We start from the raw sequence: 13,500 nt of genomic DNA, 5'->3' as shown, positions 1-13,500 counted from the left end.
AATTTATGTAACAGTGCATCAAAAGAAACGGGGTCGGTTTGAGGTACGCTAACCGCCCTGCCCCACCCACCCTTTTCGGACTATCTCGAATGCCCGTCTGGACCTGCAAACCCCACGCCGAACTGACCCTGGCCGAGCTGTACGCCGTGCTGCGCCTGCGCTCGGAAGTCTTCGTGGTGGAACAGAATTGCGTCTTCCTCGACCTGGACGGCAAGGACCTGCTGGGGCAGACGGAACACCTGATGGCATGGGAAAACGGCGAGCTGCTGGCCTATTGCCGCCTGCTGGAACCGGCGCTCAATGACGGCCAGGCGGTCATCGGCCGCGTCATCACGGCGCCTGCGGCACGCGGCACGGGCCTGGGCCACGAGCTGATGCGCCGCGCCAAGGACGAAGTGGCGCGGCTGTGGCCCGGCGCGCCGGTCTACCTGGGCGCGCAGGCCCGGCTCAAGGGCTACTACGGCGGCCACGGCTTTGTGCCGGTGACCGACGAATACATCGAGGACGGCATCCCGCACGTCGGCATGCTGCTGCGGGAATCGGCCTGAACGGCCATCCCGCGCGCCGCCGTCCCAAATGAAAAACGCCCTTTGCGGGGCGTTATTCATGATGCCTTGGCGGCGGATTACTTGACCGCCGACACGTCCAGCTTGGCGAGCGTCTTGGACTGGATCTCGTCCACGGTGACGCCCGGCGCCGTTTCCAGCAACTTCAGGCCCTTGTCGGTGACTTCCATCACGCCCAGGTCGGTGATGATCAGGTCGACCACGCCCACGCCGGTCAGCGGCAGGTTGCATTCGGGCAGCAGCTTGATGTCCTCGGTGCCGTCTTTCTTCTTGGCCACGTGTTCCATCAGCACGACCACGCGGCCGACACCGGCCACCAGGTCCATCGCGCCGCCCATGCCCTTGACCATCTTGCCCGGGATCATCCAGTTGGCCAGGTCGCCCTTTTCGGACACCTGCATCGCGCCCAGGATGGCCAGGTTGATCTTGCCGCCGCGGATCATCGCGAACGAGTCGGCCGACGAGAAGATCGACGAGCCGGGCAGCGTCGTGACCGTCTGCTTGCCGGCGTTGATCAGGTCGGCGTCGACCTCGGCGTCGGTCGGGAACGGGCCGATGCCCAGCAGGCCGTTTTCGGACTGCAGCCAGACTTCGACGCCCTTAGGCACGTGGTTGGCCACCAGGGTCGGCAGGCCGATACCCAGGTTCACGTAAAAACCGTCTTGCAGCTCGCGCGCGGCGCGCGCCGCCATTTCATCGCGGGACCATGCCATGTCGTCTTCTCCTTAGGCCGGGCGAGTGGTGCGTTGTTCGATGCGCTTTTCCGGATTGGCGTTCAGCACGATCCGGTGCACATAGATGCCGGGCAGGTGGATCTGGTCGGGGTCCAGGCTGCCGGTGTCGACGATCTGCTCGACCTCGACCACGGTGAACTTGCCGGCCATCGCCACGTTCGGGTTGAAGTTGCGCGCCGTCTTGCGGAACACCAGGTTGCCGCTGCGGTCGGCGATGTGCGCCTTGACCAGCGACACGTCCGGCACCAGCGAGCGTTCCATCACGTATTGCTGGCCGTCGAATTCGCGGATTTCCTTGCCGTCGGCGACGATGGTGCCCACGCCGGTGCGGGTGAAGAAGGCCGGGATGCCGGCGCCGCCAGCGCGCAGCTTCTCGGCCAGCGTGCCCTGCGGCGTGAATTCGAGCTCGAGTTCGCCCGACAGGTACTGGCGTTCGAATTCCTTGTTCTCGCCCACGTACGACGCGATCATCTTGCGGACCTGGCGTGTATTGAGCAGCTGGCCCAGGCCGAAGCCGTCGACGCCCGCGTTGTTGCTGACGCACGTGAGATCCTTCACGCCCGAATCGCGCAGCGCGGCGATCAGGGCCTCGGGAATGCCGCAGAGGCCGAAACCGCCGACGGCGATCATCTGGCCGTCCTTGACGATGCCTGCCAGCGCCTCCTGGGCGCTTGCAAAAACCTTGTCCATCGCTCCAACTCCTAGTTAAGGTCGAACTGAAGAGAGTCCGCCCGCCTGCCGGAACGCATGCCTCGAGAAGGAGGCGGGCGATCCTGGGTGGACCCTGTTTTACTTGGGGCGCGGCTGCCGGTTTCGCGGCCCGGCGGCATCGCGGCGTGGCCCGATGCCTGCTGGTTCGCGGCGCCGAGGGTGGCGCGCCCTGTCATTCGTATTGTGGTTCTGTCGTGGATTTTAACGGCATGGCCGGCAAATGCGGGCGCCGTTTCAAACGCCGCATTGAAGTCGGACTGCCGCCGCTCCCTTGCGCTAGGCGGCCGGCCGGAACTGCGTGGCCATTTTCGCCAGCACTTCGGGCGGCCACGGGGCGGACGTATTGGCCACGTAATCCATCCACACCAGTACGTTGCGGCCGCGGGCGTATGGGCCGCCATCATCGCCGACCTTCTCGAGCAGCAGCTCGAATTCGGCGCTGGAACGGCCGATACGCGTCACCTTGTGCGTCACGCGCACGGTCGCCGGATAGGTCAACGGGCGCAGGAAATCGCAGGATGCGTGGGCCAGAATGGCGCCGTCGTCGGCCGGCAATTCGAAGCCCGCGTCATACAGGATCCGCATGCGCGCCTCTTCCATGAGGCGGAAATACAGCGTGTTGTTGAGATGGTTCAAGGCGTCGGAATCGCCCCAACGCAAAGGCAAATCCACCTGGTGGGTATCGCCCACCGTCAGAATCCGCGCAGACAGTGTGTCCGGGTTCACCAAATACTCCTGATGGCTGAAAGAAATGCGAAGACGTGCAAGGTCTCCGCCTGCAATACAATCGCCGATAATACTTCCAGCCATATATGGAATACATACGGGGAGCTTTGCAATGTCTGAACGCGAGTCGATGGAATATGACGTGGTCGTGGTTGGCGGGGGTCCCGCCGGTCTGGCCACCGCTATCCGTCTGAAGCAGCTGGCCGCTGAAAAGAACCAGGAAATCGGCGTCTGCGTCCTGGAAAAAGGCGCCGAGCTGGGCGCCCACATCCTGTCCGGCGCCGTGATGGACCCGCTGGCGCTGACCGAACTGATCCCCGACTGGAAGGACAAGGGCGCGCCGCTGAACGTACCCGTGACGCAGGACAAGTTCCTGTTCCTGTCCGAGAACGGCGCGCGCGCCACGCCCAACTGGCTGCTGCCGCCCTGTTTCCACAATGAAGGCAACTACATCGTCCGCCTGGGCGACGTGGTCAAGTGGCTGGGCGAACAGGCCGAGGCGCTGGGCGTCGAGATCTTCCCGGGCTTTGCCGCGGTCGAGGTGCTGTACGACGAGAACGGCGCCGTGCGCGGCGTGGCCACCGGCGACATGGGCGTGGCCCGCGACGGCAGCCACACCGCCCACTACCAGCCCGGCATGGAACTGCACGCGCGCTACACGGTGTTCGCCGAAGGCGCGCGCGGCCAGCTCGGCCGCCAGTTGATCGAACGCTACAAGCTCGACGACGGCCGCGACCCGCAGGCCTACGGCATCGGCATCAAGGAAATGTGGGAGGTCGACCCGGCCCAGTCCAAGCCCGGCCTGGTGATCCACACCGCCGGCTGGCCGCTGGACGCCGACACCTACGGCGGCTCGTTCCTCTATCACCTGGACAACAATCTGGTCGCGGTCGGCATGATCGTCGGCCTGGACTACGCCAACCCCTGGCTGTCGCCGTTCGACGAATTCCAGCGCTACAAGACCCACCCCGCCATCCGCGGCACGTTCGAAGGCGGCAAGCGCATTGCCTACGGCGCGCGCGCCATCACCGCCGGCGGCCTGCTGTCGCTGCCCAAGCTGACGTTCCCCGGCGGCGTGCTGGTCGGCTGTGAGGCCGGCTTCCTGAACGCCTCGCGCATCAAGGGCAGCCACGCCGCCATCAAGTCCGGCAAGCTGGCAGCCGAAGCCGCGTTCGACGCGCTGGTGGCCGACCGCCGCCACGACGAACTGGCGGCCTATCCGGAAGCCTTCAAGAATTCCTGGCTGCACGCCGAACTGAACAAGGCACGCAACTTCAAGCAGTGGTTCAAGAAGGGCCGCACCGTGGCCACGCTGATGACCGGCATCGAGCAACTGGTGTTCAAGGGCAAGATGCCCTGGACGCTGCGCCACAGCAAGCCGGATCACGCCTGCCTGCAGCCGGCCTCGCAGTGCGCCCGCATCGACTATCCCAAGCCCGACGGCAAGCTGACCTTCGACAAGCTCAGCTCGGTGTTCATCTCCAACACCAACCATGACGAGAACGAACCCGTCCACCTGACGCTGAAGGATCCCTCGGTGCCGGTGCAGGTCAACCTGGCCAAGTACGGCGGTCCGGAATCGCGCTACTGTCCGGCCGGCGTCTACGAGTTCGTCAAGGACGATCACGGCGACGATCGCCTGCAAATCAACGCGCAGAACTGCGTGCACTGCAAGACCTGCGACATCAAGGACCCGACCCAGAACATCGTCTGGGTGGCGCCGCAAGGCGGCGAAGGGCCGGTCTACAGCGGCATGTAGCAGGCGCCCGGCCATGGCGGAACGCGTGCTGTTCATCGGTTGCGGCGACCTCGGCCAACGCGCCGCGCGCCGCCTGCTGGCGCGCGGCGACGCGGTCTACGCGTTGCGCCGCCATCCACCGGCGCACGACAGCAGCGGCATCCACTGGCTGCAAGGCGACATCACCCGCCCCGACGGCCTGCCGGCCTTGCCGGCGGGCATCACCCGCGTGATCCATGTGGCCACCGCCGGCGCGCGCGATCCGGCCGCCTATCGCGGCGTGTTCGTCGACGGACTGAACCACGTGCTGGATGCGCTCGACACGAACCGGGTCGAGCGCATCGTGTTCGTGTCATCCAGCGCGGTGTATGGCGAACATCACGGCGACTGGGTCGACGAAGACACCCCGCCGGCGCCCCAGGGCTTCAACGGCCGCATCCTGCTCGAGGCCGAAGCGACGCTTGCCGCGCGCGCGATCCCGCACACTACCTTGCGGTTTGCGGGCCTCTACGGTCCCGGCCGCCTCCAGTTGCTCGAGCGGTTGCGCGCGGGCAAGGCCAGCGCGCCGGTTGAGCCGCCGCACTGGGCCAATCGCATCCACATCGACGACGCCGCGGCCGCCATCGCGCACGTGGCGTTGCTGCCGGAGGCATCGCCGGTCTACATCGGCTGCGACGACACCCCCCTGCCGCTGCATGAACTCTATGCCGAACTGGCGCGGATGATCGGCGCGCCTTTGCCAGCCGACGGCCCGGCGCCCGCGGGCGTGGGCAGCAAGAAGCTCAGCAACGCCCGCCTGCGCGCCAGCGGGCTGGCGCTGCAATGGCCGGACTCGCGCGCCGGCTACGCCGCGCTGCTGGCCGACAGCATGCAGGCATAGTTCGGCCACGGCCGAATCGTCGAGGGCGCGACGCGGCGATACTGGCCTGCCCTCCACCCGCCGCGCCGCCCATGTCCACGCCTTTCCCGACCGATCCGCTGCAGGCGGTCACGCACGCCGATCCCTATCCCTATTACGCCGGCCTGGCCCGTGACCGGCCGCTGTACCGGGACGCCCGGCTGGGCCTGTGGGTGGCCAGCGCCCCGGGGACGATCCGCGACATCATGCGTCATCCCGCCGCCCGCGTGCGGCCCATGGCCGAGCCGGTGCCCAGGGGCATCGCCGCGGGACCGGCGGGCCTGCTGTTCGGCCGCTTCCTGCGGATGAACGATGGTCCGCGCCAGGCCCGTCTCAAGGCGCTGTTCCGCGCGTTCCTGGCGCGGCAGGCGCCGCTGGCGCCCGCGCCCGACTGGCCGCGGCTGGAGATGGACACCGGATCGGCCGGCGCCATCGACCGCTACCTGCATGCCGCGCCCGTTTTTGCGCAAGCCTGTGCCCTCGGACTGCCCGGCGCCGTGGCCGCCGACTGCGCGCGCGAGGTCGGCGCGTTCCTCGCCGCCCTGCCGCCGGCCGCGCCTGAAGACCGGGTCGCCGCAGGGCACACGGCCGCCGAGCGCCTCCTGGCACGGTTGGGCGCCCACCTGGACGATCGCGCCGCCAGCCCGGCCTTGCGCGAGTTGCGCGGCCAGGGCGCCGATGCCGGCCTGGAGCCGGCGCTGCTGGCCGCCAATCTGGCGGGCCTGCTGTTCCAGTCCTGTGAAGCCGGCGCCGGCCTGCTGGGCAATGCGCTGCTGCGGGCGGGCCGCCAGCGCGCGGGCGCCGCCCTGACGCTGGCGCAGGCATGGGAACTGGTCGACGCGACGCTGCGGCACGATCCCCCCATTCACAACACCCGTCGCTTCCTGGCCGGCCCCATCGAACTGGAAGGCCAACTCATGCAGGCCGGCGAGACCGTGCTGCTGGTGCTGGCCGCGGCGGCCATGGCGCAGCCCGAGGCGCACTGGACCTTCGGCGCCCAGGGCCATGCATGTCCCGGGCGCGACGCGGCGCGCCGCGATGCGGCCGGCGCGCTGGTCCATCTGCTGCGGGCCGGCGTCGACGACGCCGCCCTGGGGGCGCGCTTTCGCTACCGCCCCCTGCCCAATGCCCGCATTCCCCAATTTGATTTCACCGAGGAGCCCACCCCATGATCGCCGTGATATTCGAAGTCGAGCCCGCCGCCGGCGACCCCGCGCCCTATCTGAACATCGCCGCGGGCCTGATCGACGAACTGAAGACGATCGACGGTTTCATCTCGGTCGAACGCTTCCAGAGCCTGGCCACGCCGGGCAAGCTGCTGTCGCTGTCGTTCTGGCGCGACGAAGATGCGGTCAAGCGCTGGCGCACGCTGGAATCCCACCGCCTCGCCCAGGAGGCAGGACGGGGCGGCGTGTTCGCCAACTATCGCCTGCGCGTTGCCCAGGTGCTGCGCGACTACGGCATGCAGGAACGCGACCAGGCGCCGGGCGACAGCCGCGCCCGCCATGGCTGACGGCGCGCCGGTCCGTTACCATTGCTGCACCGTCGCTGCCACGCCCATCCATGCCTCCTGCCGCTCCCGCCCGCCCCACTGCGCTGCAAGTCGATCTGGCGCGCCTGATCGCGCAGGACATCGTGGCGCGGCGCCACGCCCCCGGCGCCCACCTGTCCGAGGAAGCGTTGGCGGCAGGCTACGAGGTCTCGCGCACGCCGGTGCGCGGCGCGCTCAGGCTGCTGGCCGCGCAGGGATTGATCACGCACCGCCCCAACAGCGGCTACACCGTAGCCGAAAACGCCGCCTTGGCCTCGCCCGCGATCACCGGTGCGGGTCCGACCCAGGATGAACTCTACCGCCGCCTGATCGCCGACCGCGCCACGCGCGCATTGCCCGAGCAGTTCACGGAACGCGAGCTGCTGCAGCGCTATCCCGCGCCCCGCAGTGTGCTGGCCAAGGCCCTGCTGCAATTGTCGGCCGACGGCCTGCTTGAAAAACGCAAGGGCCACGGCTGGCAGTTCGCGCCATCGCTGGAAAACCGCGAAGCGCTCGACGAAAGCTACCGCTACCGCATGATCATCGAATGCGCCGGCCTGCTGGAGCCGACCTTCAAGCTCGACCGCGACGCCCTGGCGCGCATGCGCGCGGCCCACGAAGCGCTGGTCCAGCGCGGCGATGGCGAGATCTCGGCCACCGAATTCTTCGGCCTGAATGCCTCGTTCCACGAAATGCTGGCGCGCTGCTCCGGCAACCGCTACATCCTGCAGGCGGTGCAGCAGCAGAACCAGCTGCGCCGGCTGGAGGAACACGCCGCGTTCCACCGCGATGCGCGCTTTCTCGATTCCAGCAACGAGCACCTGCGCATCATCGCCGCGCTGGAGGCCGGCGACCAGGAAGGCGCCTCGCAACTCATGCGCGAACACCTGCAGACCTCGCTGCGGCAATCCTGATCCCCCCAACTCCCGGGCCATCGCCCCGTCTTTTTCCGTTCCACCTGCTTCGTCTACGCATTCACCAGCGGGCCACCCTCCGCGGGGACTGCGGAGACGACGGTCGCGCCAGATCCGGCTCGCACACCCAAAATTGTATTTTTATTTTTATTAATACAAAATAGGCACACCTGAACTCCCTTGAAGCAGGAAGCCCATGCCCTCGTCCGCGCCTCTTTCGTCGTCTCCCCTCAATACCGACGCCTATTGGATGCCCTTCACCGCCAACCGGCGCTACAAGCGCGATCCGGTGCTGTTCAGCGCGGCCGAGGGCATGCACTACATCCGCCCCGACGGCCGCCGCGTGCTGGACGGCATCGCCGGCCTGTGGTGCGTCAACGCCGGCCACCGGCGCGCGGAGATCATCGAGGCCATCGCGCGCACCGCGCACGACCTGGACTATGCGCCGTCATTCCAGATGAGCCATCCCCTGGCATTCGAACTGGCCGAAAGGCTGTGCCAGCAAGCGCCGTCCGGCTTCTCCAACGTGTTTTTTTCGAACTCCGGTTCCGAGGCGGTCGACACCGCCCTCAAGATCGCGCTGGGCTATCACCGCGCGCGCGGCGAGGGCCAGCGCGTGCGCCTGATCGGCCGCGAACGTTCGTATCACGGGGTGGGCTTCGGCGGCCTGTCGGTGTCGGGCATCGGCGGGCATCGCAAGCCCTTCGGCAACCTGCTGCCCTATGTCGACCACCTGCCGCATACCTATGACCGCGAACAGATGGCCTACAGCCGCGGCCAACCGGACTGGGGCGCGCACCTGGCCGATGCGCTCGAACGCATCGTCGCGCTGCATGACGCCTCGACCATCGCCGCCGTCATCGTCGAACCGGTGGCGGGTTCCACCGGCGTGCTGGTGCCGCCGCGCGGCTACCTGCAGAAGCTGCGCGAGATCTGCGACCGGCACGGCATCCTGCTGATCTTCGACGAAGTCATCAGCGCCTTCGGCCGCGTCGACGGCGCCTTCGCCTCGGCCCATTTCGGCGTCACGCCGGACCTCATCACCAGCGCCAAGGGCCTGACCAACGGCGCCATCCCGATGGGCGCCACGCTGGTGCGCCAGCACGTCCACGACGCCTTCATGCAAGGCCCAGACAACGCCATCGAACTGGCCCATGGCTACACCTACTCGGGCCATCCGGTGGCGTGCGCGGCCGCCCTGGCCACGCTCGACATCTGCCATCGCGAAGGCTTGTTCCAGCGCAGCCGCGAACTCGGACGCTATTGGGAAGACGCGGCCCACAGCCTCAAGGGCCTGCCGCACGTGGTGGATATCCGCAACATCGGCCTGCTGGCCGCGATCGAACTGGCGCCCGAGGCCGGCAAGCCCGGTCAGCGCGGCTATGCGGCGCACCAGGCCTGCCTGGAACGCGGCTGCCTTATCCGCGCCGCCGGCGACACCATGCTGCTGTCGCCCCCGCTCATCATCGAGCGCGCGCAGATCGACGAGTTGTTCTCGGTATTGGCCGACGTGCTGCGCGCGGGCGCCTGACGCCAGCCCTCGTGGCCGCGCGGCCGGCCACGGCGGCATCAAGCCAGGTGACGCGCCACGGCCTCGATCACCCGGCGCACGTCGTCGCTGGACAGGTCCAGGTGCGTCACCATGCGCGTCGGGCCGCCATAGACGGCGCGCATCAGGATGCCGTCGGCCGCCAGCGCGGCGGTCAAGGCATCGCACCGCGCCGGCTCGAACTCCGCGAACACCATGTTGGTGTCCTGGCTCAGCACCCGCACGCCGGCGATGCCGCGCAGTCCTTCGGCCAGCAGGCGCGCGTTGGCGTGGTCTTCGGCCAGGCGCTCGACATTGTGTTCCAGCGCATACAGGCAGGCTGCCGCCAGCACCCCCGATTGGCGCAGGCCGCCGCCCAGCACCTTGCGCCAGCGGCGGGCGCGGGCGATCAGTTCGGCGCTGCCCGCCAGCACGGAGCCGACCGGCGCGCCCAGCCCCTTGGAAAAGCAGATCGACACCGAATCGAACGGCGCGCACATCTCGGCCAGCGGCTTGCCGCTGGCCACCGCCGCGTTGAACACGCGCGCGCCGTCCAGGTGCGTGGCCAGGCCATGGGCGCGGGCCCAGTCGGTGGCGGCACGCACGTAGTCGGCGGGAATCAGCTTGCCGTGGAACGTGTTTTCCAGCGCCAGCAGGCGGGTGCGGGCAAAGTGGGGATCGCCTTCGGGCTTGAGAGCGGCCGCCAGCTTTTCCAACGGCAGCGTACCGTCCTCGGCGTGTTCGATGGGTTGGGGCTGGATGCTGCCCAGCACCGCCGCGCCGCCGCCTTCGTACTTGTAGGTATGCGCCTGCTGGCCCACAAGATACTCATCGCCCCGCTCGCAATGCGCCATCAGCGCCGCCAGATTGCTCTGCGTGCCCGACGGGAAGAACAGCCCGGCGGCCTTGCCCGCGCGTTCGGCCACGGCTTGCTGCAGCTGGATGACGGTGGGGTCATCGCCCATCACGTCATCGCCCAGCGGCGCGCTGACCATGGCCTGCAACATGGCCGGGGACGGCCGGGTGACGGTATCACTGCGCAAATCGATCATGAAGCTTCCTTGAGGGAAAACGGAATCCGGTAAACGGGCCGGTCAGCCCGCGCGCGCGGCGGGCGCCGCTCGGCTCACGACAAAAATGCCGGCGAGAATCAAGGCCATGCCGCCCAACTCGACCGGCGACGGACGCTCGGACAGCATCGCCCACGCCATCAGCATCGCCACCACCGGCACGCCCAGGCTGGACAGGCCGGCGATCGAAGCCGGCACGCGCCGCACCACCTGCAGCCACAACAGCCAGCCGGCGGCCGTGGCGATCAGCACGATATAGACCATGCCGGTCCACAGTTGCCAGCCCCACTGCGCCGGGATCTGCGGCACCAGCCACGCCACCGGCGTCATCACCAGCCCGCCGAACAGCATCTGCCAGGCGGTGAAGGTCATCACGTCGGGCGCATGGCGATCGAACATGCGCTTGGACAGCACCGTGCCCACGCCCCAGCACAGGCCGCTGCCCAGTCCCAGCAGCACCGGCCGCAACTCGCCCACGCCGTGCCACGGTTCGATGAACAGCACCAGGCCGATCGCGGCCAGGCCGATGCCGACGCCGTGGCGGGCCGTCGGCCGCTCGCCCAGCAGGCCCCACGCGAACAGCACCACCCAGAACGGCATGGTATAGGCCATCAACGACACCTTGCCGACGCCGCCGGACACCAGCGCGGTCTGCACGAAGCCCTGGAAGCCGGCGGTCTGGGTCAGGCCGATCAGCAAGGTCAGCTTCCAGGAGGGCAAGCCGAGCGGCCGCCGAGTGGCGGCGGCCAGCGCGAACAGCACCAGCGCGCCGGTCACGTAGCGCAGCGCCACGAAATCGAAGGGGCCGATGTAGGGCACGATCAGCTTCATCGCGATCCAGCTACCCGCCCACACGAGGATGGTGCTGAACATCAGGGCAAGCCCTGCGCGATCGAAACTGCTGCGGCTCACGGCGGCGTCTCCGGTGGAAGATTGAACGGGAAAACTTGAATGGAAAAAACGACGATGCCCATGCCGGCAAACCGGCATGGGCACCTCACATTATGCTCCCGTCGAGGCGGGAACCGTCCACGCCGTCCGCATGACGGACGGCGCGCCCCGCATTACAGCGGCTTGGACAGCTGTTCCAGGATGGCGGGATTTTCCAGCGTCGACACGTCCTGCGTCACTTCCTCGCCCTTGGCCACCACGCGCAGCAGACGGCGCATGATCTTGCCGGAGCGGGTCTTGGGCAGGTTGTCGCCGAAGCGGATGTCCTTGGGCTTGGCGATCGGGCCGATTTCCTTGGCCACCCAGTCGCGCAGCGTCTTGGCGATGGCCTGGGCGTCGGCGCCTTCGGGACGAGCGCTCTTGAGCACCACGAAGGCCACCACGGCCTCGCCGGTGGTGTCGTCGGGACGGCCGACCACGGCGGCCTCGGCCACCAGTTCGTGCGCGACCAGCGCCGACTCCACCTCCATCGTGCCCAGGCGGTGGCCCGACACGTTCAGCACATCGTCGATGCGGCCCATGATCCAGAAGTAGCCGTCCGCGTCGCGCTGCGCGCCGTCGCCGGCCAGGTAATAACCGCGCAGTTCCGACGGGAAGTAGCTCTTCTTGAAGCGCTCCGGGTCGCCCCAGATGTTGCGGATCATCGCCGGCCACGGGCGCTTGATCACCAGGAAACCGCCATTGCCCTGGTCGACGTCGCCGCCGGTCTCATCGACGATGGCGGCGGCGATGCCCGGCAGCGGCAGCGTGCACGAGCCCGGCTTGGTCGGGGTGGCGCCCGGCAGCGGCGTGATCATGTGGCCGCCGGTCTCGGTCTGCCACCAGGTGTCGACGATCGGGCAGCGCTCGCGGCCGACGTTCTTGTGATACCAGATCCAGGCCTCGGGGTTGATGGGTTCGCCCACCGTGCCGATGATGCGCAGGCTGTCCAGGTCGTACTTGGACGGATGGGTGTCGGGCGCCGCTTCGGCGGCCTTGATCAGCGAGCGGATCGCGGTGGGCGCGGTGTAGAAGGTGGTGACCTTGTGGCGCGCGATCATGTCCCAGAAGCGGCCGGCGTTGGGGAACGTCGGCACGCCTTCGAACACCACCTGCGTCAGGCCCGCGGCCAGCGGGCCGTAGGTGATGTAGGTGTGGCCGGTGACCCAGCCCACGTCGGCCGTGCACCAGTAGACGTCGTCCTTGCGCGCGTCGAAGGTCCACTTGACGGTCAGCAGCGCCCACAGCAGGTAGCCGGCGGACGAATGCTGCACACCCTTGGGCTTGCCGGTGGAGCCGGACGTGTACAGGATGAACAGCGGATGCTCGGCGTTGACCGGCACCGGTTCGCAGGTGTCGGACTGGCCGGCCTCGACGTCGTGCATCCACAGGTCGCGGCCTTCGTTCCAGGCGACCTTGCCGCCGGTGCGGCGGTAGACGATGACGCGCGTGACGGCGTCGCAGCCGCCCATGGCGATGGCTTCCTCCACCGCCGGCTTGAGCGGGATGGTCTTGCCGCCGCGCACCTGTTCGTCGGCGGTGATGACCAGCGAGGCGCCGACGTCGACGATACGCTCCTGCAGGCTCTTGGCCGAGAAGCCGCCGAACACCACCGAATGCGTCACGCCCAGGCGGGCGCAGGCCTGCATGGCCACCACGGCCTCGATCGACATGGGCATGTAGATGATGGCGCGGTCGCCCTTCTTGTAGCCCAGCTTGGCGATGCCGTTGGCGAAGCGGCACACGCGCGCCAGCAGTTCGCGGTAGCTGACCTTGGTGACCTTGCCGTCATCGGTCTCGAAGATGATGGCGGTCTTGTCGGCGTTGCCGTTGGTCAGGTGCACGTCCAGGCAGTTGGCCGAGACGTTCAGTTCGCCGTCGCCGAACCAGCGGTAGAACGGCGCGTTGGACTCGTCCAGCACCTCGGTGAACGGCTTGGTCCATTGCAGGTTGTCGCGGGCCTGGCCGGCCCAGAAACCGTCGAAATCCTTCTCGACCTGCGCGCACAGCGCGTTGTACGCGTCCATGCTGGGAATCGCGGCGCCCTGCGCCGCGCGCTCGGGCGGCGGGAACACCCGGGTTTCCACCAGTACGGACTCAATAGCATTCGACATGATCTTGTCTCCAATCTGTGATTCTGTTGTTGATGCCGCT

General features: G+C 68.0%; 13 protein-coding genes. 7 read left to right on the top strand and 6 right to left on the bottom strand.

From position 1 onward, the window contains the following. Positions 1–89 precede the first annotated feature (89 nt). Entirely contained in the window at positions 90–548 is a 459-nt protein-coding gene (locus tag DK459_RS08055) for a GNAT family N-acetyltransferase (protein ID WP_054471979.1), read from the top strand. A gap of 77 nt (positions 549–625) precedes the next feature. Here DK459_RS08055 and DK459_RS08050 read toward each other — a convergent pair whose 3' ends face one another. From DK459_RS08050 to DK459_RS08040, 3 genes are all read right to left on the bottom strand, one after another. After that, positions 626–1,279 (bottom strand): CoA transferase subunit B, encoded by a 654-nt coding sequence (locus DK459_RS08050; protein ID WP_006389331.1) that lies wholly within the window; start codon positions 1,277–1,279, stop codon positions 626–628. 12 nt (positions 1,280–1,291) lie between these two features. Further along, complete coding sequence (locus DK459_RS08045) at positions 1,292–1,990, bottom strand: CoA transferase subunit A (protein ID WP_006389330.1); 699 nt, start codon at positions 1,988–1,990, stop codon at positions 1,292–1,294. A gap of 297 nt (positions 1,991–2,287) precedes the next feature. Continuing rightward, on the bottom strand, positions 2,288–2,737 hold the full coding sequence (locus DK459_RS08040) for a thioesterase family protein (RefSeq protein ID WP_006389329.1): 450 nt from the start codon (positions 2,735–2,737) through the stop codon (positions 2,288–2,290). Between the two features lie 112 nt (positions 2,738–2,849). Here DK459_RS08040 and DK459_RS08035 point away from each other — a divergent pair, with 112 nt between their 5' ends. The 6 genes from DK459_RS08035 to DK459_RS08010 all read left to right on the top strand — a co-directional run bounded on the left by DK459_RS08035 (position 2,850) and on the right by DK459_RS08010 (position 9,349). Continuing rightward, positions 2,850–4,496: an electron transfer flavoprotein-ubiquinone oxidoreductase gene (locus tag DK459_RS08035; protein WP_006389328.1), complete on the top strand. Its 1,647-nt coding sequence runs from the start codon at positions 2,850–2,852 to the stop codon at positions 4,494–4,496. Positions 4,497–4,509: 13 nt separating this feature from the next. Beyond that, positions 4,510–5,355 carry an NAD-dependent epimerase/dehydratase family protein gene (locus DK459_RS08030; RefSeq protein ID WP_054496674.1) on the top strand — a complete coding sequence of 282 codons (846 nt, stop codon included), beginning with the start codon at positions 4,510–4,512 and terminating at the stop codon, positions 5,353–5,355. Positions 5,356–5,426: 71 nt separating this feature from the next. Next, positions 5,427–6,545, top strand: a complete 1,119-nt coding sequence (locus DK459_RS08025; protein WP_110134632.1) for a cytochrome — start codon at positions 5,427–5,429, stop codon at positions 6,543–6,545. Further along, entirely contained in the window at positions 6,542–6,886 is a 345-nt protein-coding gene (locus tag DK459_RS08020; RefSeq protein WP_110134631.1) for an antibiotic biosynthesis monooxygenase, read from the top strand. The genes DK459_RS08025 and DK459_RS08020 overlap by 4 nt, the downstream gene beginning before the upstream one ends. A gap of 50 nt (positions 6,887–6,936) precedes the next feature. Next, positions 6,937–7,818 carry a GntR family transcriptional regulator gene (locus tag DK459_RS08015; protein WP_110134630.1) on the top strand — a complete coding sequence of 294 codons (882 nt, stop codon included), beginning with the start codon at positions 6,937–6,939 and terminating at the stop codon, positions 7,816–7,818. A gap of 196 nt (positions 7,819–8,014) precedes the next feature. Continuing rightward, positions 8,015–9,349 (top strand): aspartate aminotransferase family protein, encoded by a 1,335-nt coding sequence (locus tag DK459_RS08010; protein WP_110134629.1) that lies wholly within the window; start codon positions 8,015–8,017, stop codon positions 9,347–9,349. Positions 9,350–9,387: 38 nt separating this feature from the next. On the opposite strand, the gene ltaE is transcribed toward DK459_RS08010, so the two are convergent. From ltaE to acs, 3 genes are all read right to left on the bottom strand, one after another. After that, positions 9,388–10,398 carry a low-specificity L-threonine aldolase gene (ltaE, locus tag DK459_RS08005; protein ID WP_024068121.1) on the bottom strand — a complete coding sequence of 337 codons (1,011 nt, stop codon included), beginning with the start codon at positions 10,396–10,398 and terminating at the stop codon, positions 9,388–9,390. A 42-nt stretch (positions 10,399–10,440) separates the two neighbouring features. After that, a complete protein-coding gene (locus DK459_RS08000) occupies positions 10,441–11,328 on the bottom strand; it encodes a DMT family transporter (protein WP_109442165.1) in 888 nt (295 codons plus the stop codon). Positions 11,329–11,480: 152 nt separating this feature from the next. After that, positions 11,481–13,460 carry an acetate--CoA ligase gene (gene acs / locus DK459_RS07995; RefSeq protein ID WP_110134628.1) on the bottom strand — a complete coding sequence of 660 codons (1,980 nt, stop codon included), beginning with the start codon at positions 13,458–13,460 and terminating at the stop codon, positions 11,481–11,483. Positions 13,461–13,500 lie beyond the last annotated feature (40 nt).

It is taken from the genome of Achromobacter sp. RW408 (genome assembly GCF_003184165.1).
Lineage (GTDB): Bacteria > Pseudomonadota > Gammaproteobacteria > Burkholderiales > Burkholderiaceae_B > Achromobacter > Achromobacter xylosoxidans.
Note: the sequence above shows the minus strand (reverse complement) of the source record. Positions and strands in the feature narration are given on the sequence as shown.

Coding starts and splice junctions, on each gene's coding strand:
- DK459_RS08045 (WP_006389330.1), bottom strand. CDS start 1,990: ATGGACAAGGTTTTTGCAAGCGCCCAGGAGGCGCTGGCAGGCATCGTC.
- DK459_RS08020 (WP_110134631.1), top strand. CDS start 6,542: ATGATCGCCGTGATATTCGAAGTCGAGCCCGCCGCCGGCGACCCCGCG.
- ltaE (WP_024068121.1), bottom strand. CDS start 10,398: ATGATCGATTTGCGCAGTGATACCGTCACCCGGCCGTCCCCGGCCATG.
- DK459_RS08010 (WP_110134629.1), top strand. CDS start 8,015: ATGCCCTCGTCCGCGCCTCTTTCGTCGTCTCCCCTCAATACCGACGCC.
- DK459_RS08025 (WP_110134632.1), top strand. CDS start 5,427: ATGTCCACGCCTTTCCCGACCGATCCGCTGCAGGCGGTCACGCACGCC.
- DK459_RS08035 (WP_006389328.1), top strand. CDS start 2,850: ATGTCTGAACGCGAGTCGATGGAATATGACGTGGTCGTGGTTGGCGGG.
- DK459_RS08055 (WP_054471979.1), top strand. CDS start 90: ATGCCCGTCTGGACCTGCAAACCCCACGCCGAACTGACCCTGGCCGAG.
- DK459_RS08015 (WP_110134630.1), top strand. CDS start 6,937: ATGCCTCCTGCCGCTCCCGCCCGCCCCACTGCGCTGCAAGTCGATCTG.
- DK459_RS08050 (WP_006389331.1), bottom strand. CDS start 1,279: ATGGCATGGTCCCGCGATGAAATGGCGGCGCGCGCCGCGCGCGAGCTG.
- DK459_RS08030 (WP_054496674.1), top strand. CDS start 4,510: ATGGCGGAACGCGTGCTGTTCATCGGTTGCGGCGACCTCGGCCAACGC.
- acs (WP_110134628.1), bottom strand. CDS start 13,460: ATGTCGAATGCTATTGAGTCCGTACTGGTGGAAACCCGGGTGTTCCCG.